The sequence below is a fragment of the Christiangramia pacifica genome (assembly GCF_057221535.1).
On sequence record NZ_CM170146.1, the window covers coordinates 1,200,756 to 1,222,118 of the forward strand.

Below are 21,363 nucleotides of genomic sequence, written 5' to 3' on the forward strand. Positions count from 1 at the left end.
AAGTATTGAGTATTTAGAAATGAGATCTGATATAAAGAATCTCATGTCTCAAATCTATTTATAGCTCCTTGTTTTCACTTGGATATTTTCATAATCTAATTCTTCTTTATGAAGAATAGCATCTGCGGGATTACCTGTGTATTCCCATGCTGCTACATACATAAAGTTCTCATCATCACGAAGGGCTTCCCCTTCTTCGGTCTGGTATTCTTCTCTAAAGTGACCACCACAAGATTCATTTCTATGTAGTGCATCTTTAGCGAACAATTCTCCTAGCTCAAGGAAATCTGCAACACGACCGGCTTTCTCAAGCTCCGCGTTCATTTCCATAGTTCCTCCAGGAACTCTTACGTCTTTCCAGAACTCTTCACGAAGTTCCTTGATCTCTGTGATCGCTTCCTGAAGTCCTTCGGCATTTCTAGCCATTCCAACTTTGTTCCACATGATCTTTCCTAGAATCTTATGGAAGTGGTCTACAGATTTAGTTCCTTTAGTATTGATCAGTTTCTCAAGTCTTTCACGAACTTCAGTTTCAGCTGCATCAAATTCTGGAGAATCTGTTGGAATTGCTCCGGTTCTAATATCGTTCGATAAATAGTTTCCTATAGTATAAGGCAAGACAAAATATCCATCAGCAAGTCCCTGCATTAAAGCAGAAGCACCAAGCCTGTTTGCTCCGTGATCTGAGAAATTCGCTTCCCCGATCGCGTAACATCCTGGAATAGTTGTTTGCAGGTTATAATCAACCCAGATTCCACCCATTGTGTAATGTACCGCTGGATAGATCATCATTGGAGTTTCATATGGATTTTGATCTACGATCTTTTCGTACATCTGGAAAAGGTTACCATATTTAGCTTCTACAACCTCTTTACCTAACTGCTTAATTTTAGCATCTGAAGGATTATCAATTTTCTTAGTAGTCGCAGCTTCCTTTCCATAACGCATGATCGCTGAACTAAAGTCAAGATAAACGGCTTCCCCGGTTTTGTTCACACCAAAACCTGCATCACAACGTTCTTTGGCTGCTCTGGAAGCAACATCACGAGGCACTAGGTTACCAAATGCCGGATATCTTCTCTCTAAGTAATAATCTCTTTCATCTTCTGAAAGCTCGGTCGGTTTTTTCTTTCCGGCTCTAATCGCTTCAGCATCTTCTTTTTTCTTCGGAACCCAGATTCTACCATCATTACGTAAGGATTCAGACATCAACGTCAGTTTAGACTGGTGATCTCCAGAAACAGGGATACAAGTTGGGTGAATTTGAGTGAAGCAAGGGTTCGCAAAATAAGCTCCCTTTTTATGAATTTTCCAGCTGGCAGTAACATTACTTCCCATGGCATTAGTTGAAAGGAAAAATACGTTTCCGTATCCTCCTGAAGCAATTACCACTGCGTGAGCTGAATGTCTTTCTAATTCTCCAGTTACAAGGTTTCTTGCGATTATACCACGAGCCTTTCCGTCAACCTTTACAATATCAAGCATTTCATGCCTGTTGAAAGATTTGATCTTTCCACGGTTGATCTGGCGGTTCATTGCAGAATAGGCTCCAAGTAATAACTGTTGTCCTGTTTGACCTTTAGCGTAGAATGTCCTCGATACAAGAACACCACCAAAAGAACGATTATCAAGAAGACCACCATACTCACGTGCAAAAGGAACTCCCTGAGCAACACACTGGTCAATAATATTACCAGATACTTCAGCAAGCCTGTAAACGTTGGATTCTCTTGAGCGATAATCTCCACCTTTTACAGTATCATAGAAAAGACGGTAAATAGAGTCACCATCTCCCTGGTAGTTCTTAGCTGCATTGATACCTCCCTGAGCTGCAATAGAGTGTGCTCGACGAGGAGAATCCTGATAGCAGAATGTTTTTACGTTATAACCAAGTTCAGCAAGAGTTGCCGCGGCACTACCACCGGCAAGTCCTGTACCCACAACGATAACGTCAATATTACGCTTGTTCGCAGGGTTAACTAGGTCTATTGCATTTTTATGTTTGGTCCACTTTTCTGCCAATGGGCCTTTAGGTGCTTTTGATTCAAATATTCCCATAGCTTAAATTTTTTCTAGTACAAAGTGAATATAAAAAGGAATTACTGCAAATGCCAGAGGCACTAATACCGCAAAGGCAAGTCCAACCTTTTTAATAAAACCGTTGTATTTAGGATGATTAACACCAAGTGACTGAAATCCGCTTGCAAAACCATGAGACAGGTGAAAACCAATGGCAAGCATTGATAATGCATATGCAATTGCCCAAATAAGGCCATATTGCGCATCCTGAAAGGTTTTTACGGTCAATGTGTAAAGATCTTTTACTTCCTCTCCGTTAGCTGTGGTGTAAATAGTATCGTCTAATCCTCCAAATTTCATCTCAGCCCAGAACATGCTCATATGAACAATGATAAAAGCTAAAATGATTGTTCCAAGAATTCCCATGTTTCTTGAAGACCACATGGTATTTGTTGAAGGTTTGAAACTTACATAGCCCTGAGGTCTAGCTTTACGATTGTGTATCGTAAGAAGTAAACCGTCAATTGCGTGAAAAATGATACTTAAGTAAGTAAGGTAAGATAATACCTTTACTGCGGGATTGGTGGTCATGAACAATGCATATTCATTGAACTGATCTTTCGCCGCTTCACTAACAGGTTGTAATAATTGTAAATTTCCGAGAAGGTGACCTACTAAAAACAGGCACAGAAAAAGGCCTGTGAAAGCCATCCAGTATTTTTTCGCCAATGATGACTTTAAAAGCGCAGATTTCGCCATAAATGTTTTGAATTATTTAGATAAAGTGGAGCAAAAATAAGCTTCCTACTAATTTTTAACAAACTTTGGAGGCCTTTTTACGGTCTATTTAGAACTAATTTAAAGTAGTTTATAATTTGTTGAAGCTTTGAATCACAGAGGCTTGCAGATTAGACGATTAAACGATTCTTAAAACTATTCTGAGTTTTAAAAAATGGTGATTTGGCAAAAGCTTAACTGCGGCGAAAAATGAAATTTTGTAATTTCCTATTTCATCCATTCTCTAATGAAAAAAAGAACGAAAGAAATTATCAGATCTCTCTCAGAGATCTTTGAAGGGGAGCCCTGGTATGGCGATTCGGTAATGCGAAAACTGGAAAATGTTCCTTATGTGATCGGCTACAAAAGTTGCTTTCCTGAATCCCATAGCGTTGCTCAGATAGTTGGGCATTTGATCTCATGGAAAATTTTTGCGGCTGAAAAGCTTAAAGGAAACAAAGATTATACAATTGAAATTGATTCAAAGGAAGACTGGCCGGAAATTCATGTTCACTCTCAGAAAGAATGGGAAGAGCTTAAAAGAAAACTGGTAGCAGCTCAAAGTGAGATCTACAAAATTCTGGAAAAGAAAGAGGATGATTCGTTTTTGGAAGAGAAAGTGAGTGGAAAAGAATATCATTTTGGATACTTGTTAAACGGAATTATTCAACATGATATTTATCATATAGGGCAAATTGGTTTAATTGAAAGTCAGCTGAAGAAGAAAGAATTAGACTCAGGTGTTTTTAAAGCTTAAAAACAGATTGTTTAAATGGATTTTATAGATTATTACAAATTACTTGAACTGGACAAATCGGCAACGCAGCCCGAAATCAAAAAGGCATACCGCAAGCTTGCCAGGAAATATCATCCAGATCTTAATCCTAATGATAAGGATGCACAGGCTAAATTTCAACAAATAAATGAAGCTCATGAAGTATTGAGCGATCCTGAAAAGCGTAAAAAATACGATGAGTACGGTAAAGACTGGAAACATGCCGATCAATTTGAAGAAGCTAGAAAGCAACAGGCAGCTTCCGGTGGATTTGGCGGAGGTTTCGGTGGTGGACAAACTCATTCTTATTCCGGGAATTTTGATGACGATACTTTTTCAGATTTTTTCGAACAAATGTTTGGTGGAAGAGCAAGGGCAGAGGGAGCTCATCGTGGAAGACATTTTAAAGGTCAGGATTTCAATGCCGAACTTCAGCTACGTTTAAGCGAAATTTATCAGAGTCAGAAACAGACATTAACCGTAAATGGTAAAAACATCAGGCTTACTATTCCTGCCGGCGTTGAAAATGGTCAGACTATTAAGATCAAAGGTCATGGAGGCCCTGGTGTTCAGGGTGGTCCAAAAGGTGATCTGTATATCACCTTCAATATTCTGAATGATACTTCTTTCAAAAGAGAAAAGGAGAATTTATATGCAGATAAGGAGATCAGTCTAACAACTGCCGCGCTTGGCGGTGAAATAGAAGTGAATACTTTTAATGGTAAGGTTAAACTCAAAGTAAAACCGGGAACACAGAATGACAGTAAGGTGAAATTAAAGGGAAAAGGATTTCCGAGGTATAAAAAAGCAGATCAGTTTGGAGACTTGTACATTACCTATAAAGTAAAAGTGCCCGAAAATCTTACCGAAAAGCAAAAAGAATTATTTCAGGAACTTAAAAATACAGGATTATGAGAAATGAAGATCTAATTCCTGCGGAAGAGATTTGCGTGCGTTATAAAGTGGAACGCAATTTTGTAAGCTCGTTAAATGAAAGCGGGATCATTGAAATTATTAGAATTGAAGAGACCGAATATGTTCATTGTGATCACCTGGCCCAGTTTGAAAAAATGATGCGTCTGCACCATGAACTTGAAATCAATATGGAAGGTCTGGAAGCGATCAATCATCTTTTAAGGCAGATACAAGACCTGCAAAAAGATAATTTACGGTTGAGAAACAGGTTAGGATTATATGAATAAAATGAATACTATAAATAACAATGGTAAAACATCAATTCATTTGGATCATTTGGGATCCTGATCTTATCCTGAAATATTAGACCTAGTTTCTCCAATAATTTTCTGGAACCTACATTTTCTTCCAGCGTGATGGCGCCCAATTCTTTCAGCCCGAATTCATTTGCAGCGGCCATTTTTAGTTTACTCGCAGCTTCGAAAGCATATCCTTTTTTCTCGAATTCTGGCAGAAAAGCAAAGCCAATATCTACGCTATCTAATCCCTCTCTATCGTACAATCCACAAGTTCCAATCTTTTGCTGATCAGATTTCCTGATGATGGTGTTGTTAGAAAAACCTAATCTTTTCAGCTGAGTGTGCATTTTTGAGGAAATATAATCTTTGGCATCCTGCACATTTTTGATATTTCTATCCCCAATGAATTGTATCCATTTAGGAGTATTTAAAAGTTGAAAGATGAATTCGGCATCATCAAAAGAAGTGGGCCTTATAAGTAGTCTTTCAGTTTCAAAAGATTTATAGTTTTTCATCTATTTCACCTCGAATTCGGTTTCTGCAGACTTGCCGTTGGCATCTATGATCATTTTATACTTACCTTTTGGCAGATAATACTTCTCGTTTTCAGCTTTCGAAATAGTCAATTTCTCATTGTCTTTTTCAAGATTTCTTGCAGCTTTTTCAGTAATGCTAAGATCATAACTTTCATTGTTGAATCCTTTTTCCGAATCAATCTCCATGGTCTGCAATAATTCATCTTTCTCAGATCTAATGGATATTTGTGCTTTTCCATCTTCAAAAAGATAAAATGTAAAATTCAATTCTGGCTGGTAAGGATCCATCCATTTACTGTACGAATTTCCCCAGCGAGAGGAAAATCTAATATCGCTTTCTGAAGAAATAGTAATTGCATTTTTCATTTTTTCAGCATCAAAATCGGAAAGGGACGAGATATCTGCGATATAAATAGAACGACCATGAGTCCCGATCACAAGATCCTGCTCTTGCTCCTGAACTCTAAGGTCATGCACGGCAACATTTGGAATATTAGTTTGAAAAACCTGCCATTCTTTTCCCTGATCCATACTTACATAAACTCCGTTATCTGTTCCCAGGTAGAGAACATTTTCATTTGAAGGATCTTCTCTAATCACGTTAACCGGCGACAATGGTAAATTTCCATTGATCTCTTTCCAGGTCTTTCCAGAGTCATTAGACATATAAACATATGGCTTAAAATCATCGAATCTATAACCGTTTAGAGTTGCATAAACTCTATTTTTTTGATGCGAAGAAGCAATAACCCTTGAAACCCACAGATCATTGGGTAAGCTGTTACTAATATTATTCCAGCTAGCTCCGCCATCATCAGAGCTGTATATAAAGCCGTCGTCACTACCTGTATACAATTTTCCAAATTGCATTGGTGATTCAGAAATTGTAGTTAACGTTCCATAAGGAACATCCCCTTGTTTTCCGCCACCCGTAAGATCTTCTGATATTGCTGTCCAGTTCTCACCCTGGTCCATACTGCGCATTAGTTTATTACCTCCCATATATAATATGTCCTTATTGTGGGGAGATAATAATATTGGCGTTTGCCAATTATAGCGATATGGACTTTCCCCTAACTCGTGCTTTGGATGTATATAAAGGCGATCTCCGGTTTCGCGATTTATTCTGAAGTAATTTCCAAATTGAAATCCGGTATAAACAATATCAGCATTCCTGTTGTCTATTTCTACCTGCATCCCGTCTCCGCCAAGAAGGCTTTTAAAATTGTAATCACCAGAAGCGCTCCAGCCGGTTGACTCTTCATTTGTATGAGGTCCTAACCAAACGCCGTTATCCTGAAGGCCGCCATAAACATTATAGGGTTTTTCGTTGTCAACATTCACCGTGTAAAACTGACCTACGGAAGGAGAATTATTTTTGATCCAGTTTTCACCATCATCATAAGTAATATTAATTCCGCCGTCATTTCCATCAATTAAATGTCCGCTTCTGTTGGGATTAATCCATAAGGCATGATGATCTGCATGAACATTTTCAGCATTGATGGAAGTGAAAGTCTTACCTCCATCCTTGGATTTTAAGATTGGTACTCCATATATGTAGATCGCATCTTCATTTTGTGGATCAACGTGGATCATTCCGAAATAATAACCATAGCTATAGTACAGGTCATCTAAGTAATCTTCATGAGTAATATTCCATGTTTTTCCGCCATCATTGCTTTTATAGACCTGCGCACCAATAACTGGGGAGTCGATTAATTGTGAATTCGCATCTTCCAGGTAAAGGCTCAGGTCCTTTGGTTCTGCTTTGCCTTCCCGAATGATTTCCTTGACAGATTCTGCGGTATATTTTTCCTGAAAATCATTTTCACGTAAATACTGCTCCAGCTCCTCATTGTCTAACTTTAGAAAGTTTGATTTTTTCATATTGCTGAAATCATCTTTTTTCAAAGCTTTTTCAGATTTCTTCTCTTTTTCTTCAATTTCCCTTTTCTCCTGATTATCTACAATCGCATAAAGTGTGTTTGAATCGTAAACGCTGAGACCAATTCTTCCAACTCCGTTTCCGGTTGGAAAGCCAGAGTCTTCGGTAGATACTTTTTTCCACGTGTTCCCGGCATCAGTACTTTTATAAATCCCGCTGTTCGCTCCACTTTCTCTGAAATTCCAGGCTTTTCTGTCCTTATCCCAGGCGGCAGCATACATCTCCTGAAAATTTTGAGGGTTGACCGCAACATCTATAATTCCTGTTTCATCATTGATATATAAATTCTTTGTCCAGGTTTTCCCGCCATCGGTAGTTTTAAAAATACCTCGTTGTTCATTTTTGGAGTAGAGATGTCCGGTAACTCCAACCACGATTTCTTCAGGATTTTCAGGATTTATAAGAATTCTGGAAATATGATGTGAATCTGGCAATCCCATGTATTCCCAGGTTTCTCCCTTGTCATCAGATTTTAAAAGTCCGATTCCTGCATAGGTAGACCTAGAAGCATTTACTTCTCCTGTCCCAACCCAGATGGTTCCGTTCTTCCAATCTACTGCAATATCACCTATATTTTGTGTAGGGCTATTATCCATAATCGGCTTAAATGATGTACCGTTATTATTGGTGTACCAAAGTCCGCCACTAGCGTATGCGGCGTAAAATTCCGTTGGATCTTCAGGGTTTACGGCTATATCAGTAATTCTACCGCTCATTACTGTAGGGCCAATGTTTTTCAGAGGAATGTTCTTAACCAGGGACTCGTTGCCTAATCGCTGTTTGTTTTCAATTCCGGTTTTGATCTCTTCACCGCTAGTGGATTGATTCTGAGAAAATAATGAAGTAATACTAATTAATAAAATACTTAAGAGGAGGTATGTTCTTTTCATGGTTTTAAATGTAGAATCTAAAAATAGTAAATCCTTAGTGTACCTGAAATTTTAAAAGGCTTTTATAGCATTTGCGTTTAATTCCTTTTAATTTTGGAAAAATTGAAAAGATTTATTTATGAAATATGATAGAATAGATTCGAAACTCTTTATAAAAAACCGTAAAAACTTCATGGAGAAGATGAAGCCGAAAAGTTTGGCGGTTTTTAATTCAAACGATATTTACCCGATTGGTGCAGATAGTACGATGCCTTTTCAGCAGAATAGAGATATTTTTTATCTGAGCGGTGTAGACCAGGATGAAAGTATTTTGGTTCTTTTTCCAGATGCACCGGAAGAAAAGCATCGCGAAATTCTTTTTTTGACGGAGACTAACGAGCATATCGCAGTTTGGGAAGGTGCAAAATTAACCAAAGAAGATGCGTTTGAGGTAAGCGGTATAAAGACTGTCTACTGGATGAAAGATTTTGAGAAGATCTTTTTTGAAGTAATGACGCAATGCGAGACCGTTTATTTAAATACGAATGAGCATTACAGGGCGAATCATGATACTGAAACAAGGGATGATCGTTTTATTAAATGGTGTAAGGATAAATATCCTGCACATCAGGTAGCAAAGGCGAATCCTATCCTTCAGAGGTTACGTTCAGTTAAGGATCCTATTGAATTAGATCTAATGCAAAAGGCTTGTGATATCACTGAAAAAGCTTTCAGAAGAACTTTGAAATTTGTGAAGCCCGGAGTTTGGGAATATGAGATCGAAGCGGAGTACTATCACGAGATGATCAGAAATCGTTCTAAAGGTTTTGCTTATACTCCAATTATCGCTAGCGGAAACAATGCAAACGTGTTGCACTATGTAGAGAACAGGCATCAGTGTAAAGATGGTGATCTTATCCTTTTGGATACGGGAGCTGAATATGCCAATTATTCGAGTGACCTGAGTAGGACGATTCCGGTTTCTGGAAGATATAACGACAGGCAGAAGCAGGTTTACAATGCGGTGAATAAGGTTAAAAAGGAAGCAACAAAAATGCTGGTTCCAGGAACTATGTGGAAAGAATATCATGTTGAGGTTGGAAAAATGATGACTTCTGAATTACTGGATCTGGGTCTTTTGGACAAAGCTGATGTTCAGAATGAAGATCCGGACTGGCCAGCATACAAGAAGTATTTCATGCACGGGACTTCTCACCATATTGGTCTTGATACCCATGATTACGGAATTCTAACTGAGCCCATGCAGGCAAACCAGGTATTTACTGTAGAGCCAGGAATATACCTTCCGGATGAAGGTTTTGGAATTCGCTTGGAAGATGATGTGGTGATCCAGGAAAAAGGTGAGCCATTTAACTTGATGAGAAATATTCCTATTGAAATTGAGGAGATAGAAGATATTATGAATTCCTAACAATTAGATCCTTAAGGATTATTTAAAGTTTGAAATTTGCCGCGAATTCCTGAATTATTATTCTTGAATTCGCGGTTTTTTAATTTGTAGTATGAGTGAGATTGTAAGTAAAGGAGCAAAAATTTATTTTTCAGTTAAAGGTGAAGGGGAGAAAGTTCCATTAGTTCTGTTGCATGGATTTTTGGAAGATTCCAAAATCTGGAACCCAATTGTTAAAGAACTCCAAAAAGAACGGCAGGTTATTTGCATTGATTTACCCGGACATGGGAAATCTGATGGAATCGCAGAAATACATAGTATGCATCTCATGGCTGAGGTTGTTCATGAAGTGTTAAATCACCTGGGAATACAGGTAGTTAGCATGGCCGGTCACAGCATGGGAGGTTATGTAAGTTTGGAATTCCTGAAAAAATTTCCTATGATATTAAAGAGCGTTATGTTGATTAATTCAACACCAGTTGAGGACACTGTAGAAAAGCGCAAAATACGTGAAAGATCTGTTAAATTGGTCGGGAGAAATAAAGATACTTATGTAAGTATGGCTATCTCAAATCTATTTCCTGAGGAGAGTAAAAGAAAATTCTCTGCGGAAATTGAAGAATTGAAATTCCGGGCGATGAAAATGAAAGCTGAAAATGTACAAGCGGCTCTAAATGGAATGAAAATTCGTACAAATTATTTAGAGGAGTTGAAGAGCTTTGAAAAACAGAAGATCATCATTGCCGGAAAGCAGGATCCGATATTGGATATCAATGAAATAGCAAAGGTTTCAGAAGAATGTGGATGTGAATTACACACGCTGGATCGAGGACATAATTCCTATATGGAAGATATGAACAATTTAAGAACAATTATGCTTTTCATCGATTAATTAACGCTTTTTGTCGGAACATTAACTTTTTTTTATACTTTAGAAATCTAGAAACCAGAAATTTAACCTTATATGAAAAAATCGCACCCTACTTTATTTTCATTTGCAAAGGTTCGTTGCAATATTTTCGGTCATAAATTGAGAGTATCTAAAAACATCACTAATCACGTTCACGAGTATGAATGTAAAAATTGCGGGATGGAAATGACAGATACTGCAGACGGACTTTTAGCACGACTTACCCCAAAATTCAAGGAGACAAATGCTTATCTTGCGAAAATCCATCAAAGACGCAAGAGAGTATTTCTAGCCAAAGCTTCTTAATTTTCTTCCTCTAAATATTCTATAATTCTCTCTTTGGTTTCGAAATTGTAACCCATATAAATGGGTTCAGCATTTTCTGAAGAATGTTGGTATACCAAACTAAAAGCGCGGCTATTTCCGTCAAGTTCATAGAGACTTATGCTAAATGCCTTTACGTTTTCTACCGGTATAACCTTTACACCATTGATTTTATAACCTTTAACTGAAAAATTTCGTTCTGGTAAATAACTGGGATTGGTTGAAACAAAATGGTAATCCTTTGATATTTCAGTATTGTAACCATTAATTTGGATTACAGTAATATTAGCGGTAATTACTTCTGCAGAGGTATCTTTAGGGTATAACCTAATAGCATACATATAATCCTTCTTAGTAGTTAAGTCCTCAAAATCATAGAGATTTTCCTTGGAACAGGATATAAACAGAATGCACCCGAGTAAGGCGATCGCGGTATTTCTCAAAACTTAATGTTTTTTTACAATATATTAAGTAAGTCTATTAATTTGAATATAATTACTACAAATCTTCATTTATCATCAATTTTCCTTTCAAATTATTCTTTTTTCTTTTCATTTTCTCAATAACTATTGATGGTTATGCTCAAAATAGCGACTTTGAGGCGGGGCTTCTCAATGTTGGGGTTGGAAGTATTATTGGCGGCTTAGGAGCAGTTATAAATAAAGATCCTGAAGAAAAATTTGGAAAAACCCTTTTAAGAGGTATGGGACAGGGAGCTCTAGGTGGATATTTCGTTTTTGAAAGTAAGCGACTTGCACGGGAATTTTCTAGAACCGGTAATTACGAATACGTTTGGCCTTCTAAAATTGTAAATGCTGCTGGAACTTCGATTATTGAAAATGCCGCAGCGAATCGCGATTTCAGGGCTCGATGGCATTTAAATATTGGCTTTAATAGAATTGAAGTGAACACTAAAGATAACTTCAAAATCAGTTATAGGATAATGCCTTTCGATTTATTAGGTACCGCTTATCAATCTTTAGATTCTAGAGTAGACTGGAAATTAAGCCTGTATACGGGAACCTTTGTTTTTAGAAATAATGGAGTAGGAAGATTAAGCCATTTTTCGGGTGTAGCTTTGGGGAATAGTATAGTCTTATGGGATGATATTACAGGAAATGTTTTGCTTCCTCATGAAATTATTCATACTTATCAGTACGAACAGTTTTCCGCAGTAAATCCAATTTTCCTTAATCTTGAGAATAATCTAATGGGTAATTTTTTTGACCTTGAAAAATATAGCCAGATTTTTTATTCAGATTATAACTTGCCTTTCTTTGGTTTGTTGTACATAATTTCCAATTCCAAATTAGATAATAGCGGGATATTTGAAAAGGATGCAGATTATTTTGGGCATTCTGAAGATATCCAAGAGATTATCTTCAGAAATTAATCCTCTTTATCTTCCATAGAATTCCATCCCCTGGCGATCAAAGGTAATTTTTGATTCGCTCTGGTGACAAGATGCATACCTTCATTTTCCTCTGTCATATGTCCAATAACCGTTAGATGCGGATTCCCTTTTATTTTATCGTAATCATCCTGTGATATCGTGAATAATAGTTCATAATCTTCACCGCCGCTTAGTGCGATCATGGTGCTGTCTATTTCAAATTCCTCACAAACAGAGATTACTGCCGGATCTAGTGGAATTTTCTCTTCATAAATATTAGCTCCGAGTTGGGAGTTTTTACAAAGATGTATCACTTCAGAAGAAAGTCCGTCACTTATATCAATCATCGAGGTTGGTAAAACTTCCAGGTCTTTAAGAAGTGGTGGAATATCTTTTCTAGCTTCCGGTTTTAGCTGTCTTTCAATAAGGTAAGTGTATTGATCTAGATCCGGTTGAGAATTTGGGTTGGCCTTAAACACTTCTTTTTCACGTTCCAGAACCTGCAAGCCCATGTATGCAGCGCCAAGGTCGCCGGTTACAACCAGAAGATCATTTGCTTTCGCGCCATTTCTGTAAACGACTTCTTCTTTATTGGCAATTCCCAATGCGGTTACACTTATCAATAAGCCTGAAGTGGAAGAAGTGGTGTCGCCGCCAATCACATCGATATTATAGATTTTAGAAGCTAATTGAATTCCTGCGTATAGTTCTTCAAGAGCTTCTACTGGAAATCGGTTTGACACAGCGATAGAAACGGTTATTTGCGTAGCTTTTGCATTCATCGCATAAACGTCAGAAAGGTTCACCATCACCGCTTTGTAGCCCAGATGTTTTAAAGGCATATAGGCAAGATCAAAATGCACGCCTTCAACCAGCAGGTCGGTGCTTATGATGGTTTGCTTATTCTCAAAATTAAGTACCGCAGCATCATCACCTATTGCTTTTACGGTTGATTCCAGTTTTGGACTGAAATTCTTGGTCAAGTGATCAATTAATCCAAATTCACCTAATTCTGAAAGGTTTGTCTTGCTTTCCTGACTATTCTCAAACATGCGATTGAATTTTAAAATGCAAAAGTACGATTATAAAATTCAATGAAGAAGAAAGAGACGAAAGCTTTGAGACTTGACAGATTCTGTTTGATATGGCGATAATTTCGCGAAATATTTTGATTGACGGGCTCTATAATTCAATTCTTAAAACATATGCTTAGTCTATGGTAAAACGTATGGTTTGTAGTATATTTGTGCCCAATTTAGAATTAATCTTTATAGCTTATGATTAAAGTTAGCGAAGAGGCTAAAAAGAAAATTTCCGCCCTGATGACTGAGGATGGTTTCAATCCTGAAGCCGACTATGTGCGAGTGGGAGTGAAGAGCGGAGGTTGTTCTGGTTTATCTTACGAATTGAATTTCGATAAGAGCCAGGCCGAAGGCGATAAAGTCTTTGAAGACAACGACGTAAAAATCGTTGTGGATAAGCGCAGTGTTCTTTATCTGGCTGGGACTATTCTGGAATATTCTGGAGGTCTTAACGGAAAGGGATTTGTATTTAATAATCCAAACGCACAGAGAACATGCGGATGCGGTGAAAGTTTTTCACTGTAAGATGTACCATCAATCAATTGATGTGATTAAAAATTAGAATTAGAAAGAATGGCATATACTGAAGACGATTTAAAGAAAGAGCTCGAAACCAAAGAGTATGAGTACGGATTTTATACCGATATAGAATCTGATACTTTTCCAGTGGGCTTGAACGAGGATATCGTGCGGGCAATTTCTAAGAAGAAGGAAGAACCAGAATGGATGACCGAATGGCGATTAGAAGCTTTTCGTGAATGGGAGAAAATGGAAGAGCCAGATTGGGCGAACGTAAATTACCCAAAACCTGATTTTCAGAATATCTCTTATTATTCGGCGCCAAATAAAAAACCGAAATACGATAGTCTGGATGAGGTTGACCCAGAATTACTGGATACTTTCAAAAAGCTTGGTATTTCGTTAGATGAGCAGAAGAAGCTTGCCGGTGTTGCGGTAGATGTGGTAATGGACTCTGTTTCTGTAACTACAACATTCAAAAAGACACTTGCTGAAAAAGGTATTATTTTCTGTTCTATTTCTGAAGCTATCAAAGAGCATCCTGAGCTGGTAAAAAAATATCTTGGAACCGTAGTTCCGAAGAAAGATAATTTCTATGCCGCTTTGAATTCAGCTGTATTTAGTGATGGTTCTTTCTGTTATATTCCAAAAGGTGTTCGTTGCCCTATGGAACTTTCCACATACTTCAGAATTAACCAGGCAGGAACCGGTCAGTTTGAAAGAACTCTTGTAGTTGCAGATGAAAGCAGCTATGTGAGTTACCTTGAAGGTTGTACTGCTCCTACGAGAGATGAAAACCAGCTGCACGCGGCGGTAGTAGAACTTATCGCTTTGGATGATGCCGAGATTAAATACAGTACTGTTCAAAACTGGTATCCAGGAAATAAAGAAGGTAAAGGAGGAGTTTTCAACTTCGTAACCAAAAGAGGACTTTGTGAAAAAGGGGCGAAAATTTCCTGGACTCAGGTAGAGACAGGATCCGCAGTTACTTGGAAATACCCTAGCTGTATTTTAAAAGGAGATAATTCTGTTGGAGAATTTTACTCCATTGCAGTTACAAATAACTTCCAGCAGGCAGATACCGGAACTAAAATGATCCATCTTGGAAAGAATACCAAGAGTACGATCATTTCCAAAGGTATTTCTGCAGGTAAATCTCAAAACTCCTATCGTGGACTTGTTCAGATAAATGGTAGAGCAGATAATGCTAGAAACTTTTCACAATGTGATTCTCTATTGATGGGGAATAAATGTGGAGCACATACCTTCCCATATATCGAGGTGAAAAACAAATCTGCTCAGGTAGAGCACGAGGCGACCACCAGTAAAATTGGGGAAGACCAGATCTTTTACTGTAACCAGAGAGGTATTGATACTGAAAAAGCGATTGCATTGATCGTAAATGGATTCAGTAAAGAAGTTCTGAACAAATTACCGATGGAATTCGCAGTGGAAGCTCAGAAACTACTTGAAATTTCCCTGGAAGGGTCAGTAGGATAATTAACAGCGCTAAAAACTGTTATGAAAAAGTTATTTGGATTACTGATATTAAGTTTGATTCTTTTTTCCTGTCAGGATGAAGAGCGCAAGGAGCTAATGAGCGGCCCGGAGGTTGAAAAGGTTCCGGATAGCATTCAGGTTCTGGAAGGTGATTTTATCTATACGGCGGATGCCGCGGTAATTAGAGGAAACAATTTTGTGTACGGAGTAATGCTTGACTCAATGAGCCAGGTACTTTCAGACAGAATTGCGCCCTTGAAAAATGATGATTTTCAGATGATCCCGGTAACAGTTAAAGCGAAGATTGTTCCGAATCCAGAGCAGGAAGGCTGGGATGAGGTGATCGAGATCCTTCAGATCGTTGAAGTTCCGGAAATGGAAAAAGTTTCAGACACAATAAAAGAATAAAAGAAATTTTAAATATCTGCCGAGGCAGATTCAGAATAGATAGACATGCTTAAAATAAAGAATTTACACGCCAGCATAGAAGATAAAGAAATCCTAAAAGGTATTGATCTTGAGATTAAACCTGGAGAGGTTCATGCAATCATGGGACCTAACGGATCTGGAAAAAGTACTCTTTCTTCAGTAATCGCCGGGAGAGAGGAATATGAGATGACTGAGGGAGAAATGATCTTTGAAGGTGCAGATCTTCAGGAAATGGATCCGGAGGAAAGAGCTCACAAAGGTATTTTCCTTTCTTTTCAATATCCAGTGGAAATTCCGGGAGTTTCAGTAACCAATTTTATCAAAACCGCCATCAACGCCCAGCGTAAAGCTCATGGGAAAGAAGATATGCCGGCAAATGAAATGCTGAAAATGATCCGTGAAAAATCTGAAATGCTGGAGATAGATCGTAAATTTTTATCTCGTTCTCTAAACCAGGGATTCTCTGGAGGTGAGAAAAAACGTAACGAGATCTTCCAAATGGCAGTTCTAAATCCAAAACTTTCCATCCTTGATGAGACCGATTCAGGTCTAGATATTGATGCATTGAAAGTAGTAGCAAATGGGGTGAATAAGCTGAAGAATGAGGATAACGCGGTATTGCTTATTACTCACTACCAAAGATTATTAGATTATATCGTTCCAGATGTGGTTCATGTAATGGTAGATGGAAAGATCGTGAAGTCAGGAGGGAAAGAACTTGCGCACGAACTGGAAGAAAGAGGTTACGACTGGGTTAAGCCGGAAAAAACAGTTTAATATTCAGTTTTCTGAATTTAGATTGTTTAATATGAAATTTGAAAGTAATGGAATTAAAAGATAAACTTATCTCATCATTTTTAGCCTTTGAAGAAGGCCTGGAACCTGATAATGGAATGGACGCCATTAGAAATGAGGCTATCAAGAATTTTGAAAGCCTTGGTTTTCCAGATAAAAAAGATGAGAACTGGAAATACACTTCATTAAAATCTGTTTTAAAACATGATTACAGTGTGTTCCCAAAGAAAGAAGATGCTATAGAATATAGAGATATCAAGAAATATCTTATTCACGATATCGATACCTATGATCTTGTTTTCATTGATGGGATCTATTCTTCGCATCTTTCACAAACAACTCACGAAAAGATCGATGTGTGTTTGATGTCATCTGCTTTGAACAAGGATAAATACAGACCTGTGATTGATAATTACTTTAATAAAGTAGCTCCAAAATCAGGCCTTAATTCCTTGAATACTGCATTTGCCAGAGAAGGAGCTTTTATTCATATTCACAAGAACAAGCAGGCAGACAAGCCTATCCAGATCATAAATTTTGCAACTGGAAATGAATCTTCTTTACTGCTTCAGCCTAGAAACCTGATAGTTGCAGAGGAGAATTCTCATGTTCAGATCATTGAAAGGCATCAGAGTCTTACAGATCATCCAGTTCTAACGAATTCGGTTACCGAGATCTTCGCAGATAGAAGAGCGATGGTTGATTACTATAAGATTCAGAATGATAAATCTTCTGCTTCGTTAATAGACAATACTTTTATTGATCAGAAAGATGAAAGCAACGTATCTGTGCATACTTTTTCTTTCGGTGGAAAACTTACGCGAAATAACCTGAATTTTTATCAGAATGGTGAGCGTATAGATTCAACCATGAAAGGTGTTACGATCATTGAAGATAAGCAGCATGTAGATCATAATACACTGGTACATCATATTCAGCCGAATTGTGAAAGTCACCAGGACTACAAAGGCATTTTTGGAGATAGCTCTACAGGAGTTTTCAACGGTAAAGTGCTTGTTGAAAAAGAAGCGCAGAAAACCAATGCATATCAGTCTAACAATAATATTCTGGCAGATGATAGGGCGACTATCAACTCCAAACCACAATTAGAGATCTTTGCTGATGATGTGGCTTGTAGTCACGGTTGTACCATTGGTCAGCTAGATGAAGATGCTTTATTCTATCTTCAGTCAAGAGGAATTCCAAGAAAGGAAGCTCGAGGATTGATGATGTATGCATTCGCTAATAATGTACTTGAAAGCGTAAAGATCCCAGAAGTTAAGAAGAGGATCAACAAACTTATCGCTTCAAAACTTGAAGTAGATTTAGGGTTTAACGACCTGTAATATTAATTCAAAAAAACTTTAAGGATGAGTCAGCAAACTCAGGCTAAGACTTTTGAGGTCGAAAAGATCCGAAAGGATTTTCCAATTCTTAACCGCGAGGTTAATGGCTATCCTTTGGTTTATTTTGATAACGCAGCGACAGCGCAGACGCCTAAAAAGGTGATGGATGCGATCGTTGATTATTATTCTAATTACAACGCCAATATTCATAGAGGCGTACATTCACTTTCGCAAGAAGCCACAGATAAATATGAACAGGCCAGGATAAAAATCCAGAAACATTTTAATGCGGAAAAGGCTCACGAGATCATATTTACTTCTGGAACTACACATGGAATCAATCTTGTAGCGAACGGTTTTTCTTCTATTCTAAAGAAAGGTGATGAGATTTTGGTTTCTGCAATGGAGCATCATTCTAACATTGTACCGTGGCAGATGTTATGTGAAAGAACCGGGGCAAAGCTGAAAGTGCTCCCAATGAATCAGAAGGGTGAGCTTATTTATGCTGAATTCGAAAATCTGATCAATACCAATACAAAATTAGTTTTTCTAAATCACGTCTCCAATGCTCTGGGTACTGTGAATCCAATAAAAAAGATCATTAACAAAGCTCATGAAAAAGGAGCTGCAGTTTTGATCGATGGAGCTCAGGCAGCACCTCATATCAAGGCAGATGTTCAGGATTTGGATGTAGATTTTTATGTGGTTTCGGCCCATAAAATGTGTGGTCCAACAGGTGTTGGTGTTCTATACGGAAAAGAGGAGTGGTTGGAAAAACTACCTCCCTACCAGGGTGGAGGAGAAATGATCGCTACGGTTTCTTTTGAAAAAACTACCTATGCCGGATTACCGCATAAATTTGAGGCTGGAACGCCAAATATCTGCGGAGGTATCGCTTTTGGAGCGGCCTTGGACTATATGAACGCCATCGGTTTTGATGCCATAGCAAGTTATGAGCATGAATTGCTCGAATATGCTACGAAAAAGCTTAAAGAAATAGAAGGAATGAAGATCTATGGCGAAGCTTCAGAAAAGACCGCCGTGATCTCCTTTAATATTGAAGGTTTGCATCCTTATGACATAGGTACTCTGCTAGACAAAATGGGAATTGCCGTTCGAACCGGTCATCACTGTGCCCAACCTGTGATGGACTTCTTTAAGATACCGGGAACGGTTAGGGCTTCATTTTCTTTTTACAATACTTACCAGGAAATTGACCGTTTTATCGAAGCGGTTAAAAAAGCCAAAATGATGCTTCAATAGCATCATATTTGTTAAAATTATAGATATTTTTAAGATTTAACATTTGTTCTCAGCCGACGAATAGCTTGATTTGTGGGGTGAACTACTCATTTCCGTTAATGTTTTCTTTTATTTCCGTTAAGGATTATTTAAAACTTTGGCTATATTCGGCACGTATTTTTCAGCAAAACATCTGAAAAAGTGCCAAAATGCTTAAGCTTAAACCAAACAATTAGCAAGTCGATATTTTCAATTTTTTTGGCCTATACATTTCAGAAAATGATCGACGGGAATTAATTTTTTAACCCAAAAACATTTATTTAATGAAAAGAATTTATTTGTTGGCCTCGGCCCTGACCCTAGTCTTCGCATCTTGCCAGAAATCTTCAGACGAACCTGTTGAAGAAACTATGGTAAACCAACAAGAAACTTTCGCTCTAGCTGATGATCAGTGTGGAACAATGGGAGTTTTAGATGAGAAGATCGCTGAGAATCCGGAACTGGTTGCTAAAATGGCTGCGGTAGAGGAACACACTCAAAAAGCAGTAAGCAATGGATTAACCAAGCGCCTGGCAGCAGACGGAAAAATTGAAATACCAATTGTTTTCCATGTACTTTATAATAGTGCAGATGAGAACATCCCACTTTCTCAACTTCAGGATCAGGTAACTGCTCTTAACGAAGATTTCAGCATGAATAACCCTGGAAGAAACACAATCCCTTCAGAGTTTCAAAGTGTAGAAGCAAATGTTGGAGTACGTTTCGTATTGGAAGATGTAATTCGTGTGAAAACTAAAAAACGCCAGTGGAGACCAGACGATTCTATGAAGTTTTCTTCAAGTGACGGATCTGATGTAGTAAACCCACAGGAATTCCTTAACATCTGGGTAGTAAGCAATATGCCTTACAGAGGAGGTAACATTCTTGGTTACGCTCAATTCCCAGGAGGTAGCTGGGCTACAGATGGTGTTGTAATGGATCACAGATTTACCGGAACTACTCAGTATTCTACTGGTAGAACTGCAACTCACGAAGTTGGTCACTGGTTAAACCTTCGCCACATTTGGGGTGATGGTGGATGTGGAGCTACAGATTACGTAGCAGATACTCCAGATTCTGACGCTCCTTCAAGAGGATGTCCTTCTTACCCAACTGTAAACTGTGGAACTGCAGATATGACTATGAACTTCATGGACTATTCTGATGACCCATGTCTAAACATGTTTACTGAAGGACAGAAGTCTAGAATGCTTTCTGTATTCACAAACGGAGGTTTCCGTGCGACTATGGCTGACTAAGCTTTCAGTTAATAATAATTTAAAAAGGCACCCTTGTGGTGCCTTTTTTTGTAATATGTATCTAATCAAATAAAATTACAGTTATGAAAATTTCGATATTAGCTATTATACTTATGTTCTTTTCTACCAACAATTGTTCTAATCCAGATACTGCCTCTATAGAATCTTTCAGTTACGAAACCTTCACGCGTGGGTCTTCAACCATGTATAAAGTTACGCCAAATGAAATTTCTGTAAAGAGCACTGGCCTGAATGCTGAGGAGAATTCCAACAGCATTACTTCAGAAGAATGGTCTGAACTAATCAATATTGCTCAGGAAATTGATGCCCAGAAAATGAGTCAGCTAAAAGCGCCAACAGATTCAAGAGCTTCAGACGCGGCTTTGCATGCAATTTTAAGTGTTCGTAAGAATGACACTATTTATAAGACTAACTCCTTCGATCACGGGAATCCACCAAAGGAAGTAAAGCCATTAGTTGAGGCTATTTTAAGATTGGCAGAAAATGTTGAATAGCACTTCTTCTTATTGTACTTTTGTTTAAAATTGAAATATGACGATTCAGGAAAAACAACAGGAGGTTATAGATGAGTTTTCGATGTTCGATGACTGGATGCAGCGTTATGAATATATGATAGAGCTGGGAAAATCGCTTCCTCTTATTGATGAGAAATACAAGATCGACGAAAACCTTATTAAAGGTTGCCAGAGTAAGGTATGGGTTCATGCCGAACTTGAAGGAGATAAACTTGTTTTCACCGCTGATAGTGACGCGATCATCACCAAAGGAATTGTAGCGATTTTAATCAGGGTTTTTTCAGATCAGCATCCTTCAGAGATCATTGAAGCAGATACTCAATTCATAGATGAAATAGGATTGAAAGAACATTTGTCTCCAACCAGAGCAAATGGTTTAGTGAGTATGATCAAACAATTAAAAATGTATGCCGTAGCATACCAAACGCAATTGAATTAGA

General features: G+C 38.0%; 22 protein-coding genes. 16 read left to right on the forward strand and 6 right to left on the reverse strand.

Features of this window, described 5'->3' with window-relative positions; genetic code table 11:
- Window positions 1–54: 54 nt before the first annotated feature.
- Entirely contained in the window at window positions 55–2,058 is a 2,004-nt protein-coding gene (locus AC2S94_RS05600) for a fumarate reductase/succinate dehydrogenase flavoprotein subunit (protein WP_484630527.1), read from the reverse strand.
- Window positions 2,059–2,061: 3 nt separating this feature from the next.
- Window positions 2,062–2,778 carry a succinate dehydrogenase cytochrome b subunit gene (locus AC2S94_RS05605; RefSeq protein ID WP_484630528.1) on the reverse strand — a complete coding sequence of 239 codons (717 nt, stop codon included), beginning with the start codon at window positions 2,776–2,778 and terminating at the stop codon, window positions 2,062–2,064.
- Window positions 2,779–3,043: 265 nt separating this feature from the next.
- Here AC2S94_RS05605 and AC2S94_RS05610 point away from each other — a divergent pair, with 265 nt between their 5' ends.
- The 3 genes from AC2S94_RS05610 to AC2S94_RS05620 are packed head-to-tail and all read left to right on the forward strand — an operon-like array spanning window position 3,044 to window position 4,773.
- Window positions 3,044–3,553 carry a DinB family protein gene (locus tag AC2S94_RS05610; RefSeq protein WP_484630529.1) on the forward strand — a complete coding sequence of 170 codons (510 nt, stop codon included), beginning with the start codon at window positions 3,044–3,046 and terminating at the stop codon, window positions 3,551–3,553.
- 15 nt (window positions 3,554–3,568) lie between these two features.
- Window positions 3,569–4,486: a DnaJ C-terminal domain-containing protein gene (locus AC2S94_RS05615; RefSeq protein WP_484630530.1), complete on the forward strand. Its 918-nt coding sequence runs from the start codon at window positions 3,569–3,571 to the stop codon at window positions 4,484–4,486.
- The gene (locus AC2S94_RS05620; protein ID WP_484630531.1) at window positions 4,483–4,773 is read left to right on the forward strand and encodes a chaperone modulator CbpM; all 291 of its coding nucleotides are present in this window, start codon (window positions 4,483–4,485) and stop codon (window positions 4,771–4,773) included. Before AC2S94_RS05615 ends, AC2S94_RS05620 begins: the two co-directional genes overlap by 4 nt.
- Window positions 4,774–4,781: 8 nt before the next feature.
- Here AC2S94_RS05620 and AC2S94_RS05625 read toward each other — a convergent pair whose 3' ends face one another.
- Both AC2S94_RS05625 and AC2S94_RS05630 read right to left on the reverse strand, forming a co-directional pair.
- Window positions 4,782–5,300, reverse strand: a complete 519-nt coding sequence (locus AC2S94_RS05625) for a GNAT family N-acetyltransferase (RefSeq protein ID WP_484630532.1) — start codon at window positions 5,298–5,300, stop codon at window positions 4,782–4,784.
- The gene (locus tag AC2S94_RS05630; RefSeq protein WP_484630533.1) at window positions 5,301–8,159 is read right to left on the reverse strand and encodes a WD40/YVTN/BNR-like repeat-containing protein; all 2,859 of its coding nucleotides are present in this window, start codon (window positions 8,157–8,159) and stop codon (window positions 5,301–5,303) included.
- 118 nt (window positions 8,160–8,277) lie between these two features.
- On the opposite strand from AC2S94_RS05630, the gene AC2S94_RS05635 reads away from it, so the two are divergent.
- From AC2S94_RS05635 to AC2S94_RS05645, 3 genes are all read left to right on the forward strand, one after another.
- On the forward strand, window positions 8,278–9,570 hold the full coding sequence (locus tag AC2S94_RS05635; protein ID WP_484630534.1) for an aminopeptidase P N-terminal domain-containing protein: 1,293 nt from the start codon (window positions 8,278–8,280) through the stop codon (window positions 9,568–9,570).
- Between the two features lie 91 nt (window positions 9,571–9,661).
- Complete coding sequence (locus tag AC2S94_RS05640) at window positions 9,662–10,441, forward strand: alpha/beta fold hydrolase (protein ID WP_484630535.1); 780 nt, start codon at window positions 9,662–9,664, stop codon at window positions 10,439–10,441.
- A 72-nt stretch (window positions 10,442–10,513) separates the two neighbouring features.
- The gene (locus AC2S94_RS05645; protein ID WP_484630536.1) at window positions 10,514–10,765 is read left to right on the forward strand and encodes a hypothetical protein; all 252 of its coding nucleotides are present in this window, start codon (window positions 10,514–10,516) and stop codon (window positions 10,763–10,765) included.
- On the opposite strand, the gene AC2S94_RS05650 is transcribed toward AC2S94_RS05645, so the two are convergent.
- The gene (locus tag AC2S94_RS05650) at window positions 10,762–11,226 is read right to left on the reverse strand and encodes a hypothetical protein (RefSeq protein ID WP_484630537.1); all 465 of its coding nucleotides are present in this window, start codon (window positions 11,224–11,226) and stop codon (window positions 10,762–10,764) included. The two genes, AC2S94_RS05645 and AC2S94_RS05650, sit on opposite strands and share 4 nt — an antisense overlap.
- 260 nt (window positions 11,227–11,486) lie before the next feature.
- On the opposite strand from AC2S94_RS05650, the gene AC2S94_RS05655 reads away from it, so the two are divergent.
- Window positions 11,487–12,176: a hypothetical protein gene (locus tag AC2S94_RS05655; RefSeq protein WP_484630538.1), complete on the forward strand. Its 690-nt coding sequence runs from the start codon at window positions 11,487–11,489 to the stop codon at window positions 12,174–12,176.
- On the opposite strand, the gene thiL is transcribed toward AC2S94_RS05655, so the two are convergent.
- Complete coding sequence (gene thiL / locus AC2S94_RS05660) at window positions 12,173–13,228, reverse strand: thiamine-phosphate kinase (protein ID WP_484630539.1); 1,056 nt, start codon at window positions 13,226–13,228, stop codon at window positions 12,173–12,175. The genes AC2S94_RS05655 and thiL overlap by 4 nt on opposite strands.
- A 225-nt stretch (window positions 13,229–13,453) precedes the next feature.
- On the opposite strand from thiL, the gene AC2S94_RS05665 reads away from it, so the two are divergent.
- The 9 genes from AC2S94_RS05665 (at window position 13,454) to AC2S94_RS05705 (ending at window position 21,362) form a co-directional block, all read left to right on the forward strand.
- Entirely contained in the window at window positions 13,454–13,783 is a 330-nt protein-coding gene (locus tag AC2S94_RS05665) for a HesB/IscA family protein (protein WP_309562383.1), read from the forward strand.
- Between the two features lie 48 nt (window positions 13,784–13,831).
- The gene (sufB, locus tag AC2S94_RS05670) at window positions 13,832–15,277 is read left to right on the forward strand and encodes a Fe-S cluster assembly protein SufB (protein WP_484630540.1); all 1,446 of its coding nucleotides are present in this window, start codon (window positions 13,832–13,834) and stop codon (window positions 15,275–15,277) included.
- 21 nt (window positions 15,278–15,298) lie between these two features.
- Complete coding sequence (locus AC2S94_RS05675; protein ID WP_484630541.1) at window positions 15,299–15,685, forward strand: hypothetical protein; 387 nt, start codon at window positions 15,299–15,301, stop codon at window positions 15,683–15,685.
- Between the two features lie 45 nt (window positions 15,686–15,730).
- The gene (sufC, locus tag AC2S94_RS05680) at window positions 15,731–16,483 is read left to right on the forward strand and encodes a Fe-S cluster assembly ATPase SufC (protein ID WP_484630542.1); all 753 of its coding nucleotides are present in this window, start codon (window positions 15,731–15,733) and stop codon (window positions 16,481–16,483) included.
- A gap of 47 nt (window positions 16,484–16,530) precedes the next feature.
- Complete coding sequence (sufD, locus tag AC2S94_RS05685) at window positions 16,531–17,847, forward strand: Fe-S cluster assembly protein SufD (RefSeq protein WP_484630543.1); 1,317 nt, start codon at window positions 16,531–16,533, stop codon at window positions 17,845–17,847.
- A gap of 24 nt (window positions 17,848–17,871) precedes the next feature.
- Window positions 17,872–19,110: an aminotransferase class V-fold PLP-dependent enzyme gene (locus AC2S94_RS05690; RefSeq protein ID WP_484630544.1), complete on the forward strand. Its 1,239-nt coding sequence runs from the start codon at window positions 17,872–17,874 to the stop codon at window positions 19,108–19,110.
- 302 nt (window positions 19,111–19,412) lie between these two features.
- Window positions 19,413–20,387, forward strand: a complete 975-nt coding sequence (locus AC2S94_RS05695; protein WP_484630545.1) for a zinc metalloprotease — start codon at window positions 19,413–19,415, stop codon at window positions 20,385–20,387.
- 83 nt (window positions 20,388–20,470) lie between these two features.
- Window positions 20,471–20,902, forward strand: a complete 432-nt coding sequence (locus tag AC2S94_RS05700) for a hypothetical protein (RefSeq protein ID WP_484630546.1) — start codon at window positions 20,471–20,473, stop codon at window positions 20,900–20,902.
- Between the two features lie 37 nt (window positions 20,903–20,939).
- Window positions 20,940–21,362 (forward strand): SufE family protein, encoded by a 423-nt coding sequence (locus AC2S94_RS05705; RefSeq protein ID WP_484630547.1) that lies wholly within the window; start codon window positions 20,940–20,942, stop codon window positions 21,360–21,362.
- Window position 21,363: the final 1 nt, after the last annotated feature.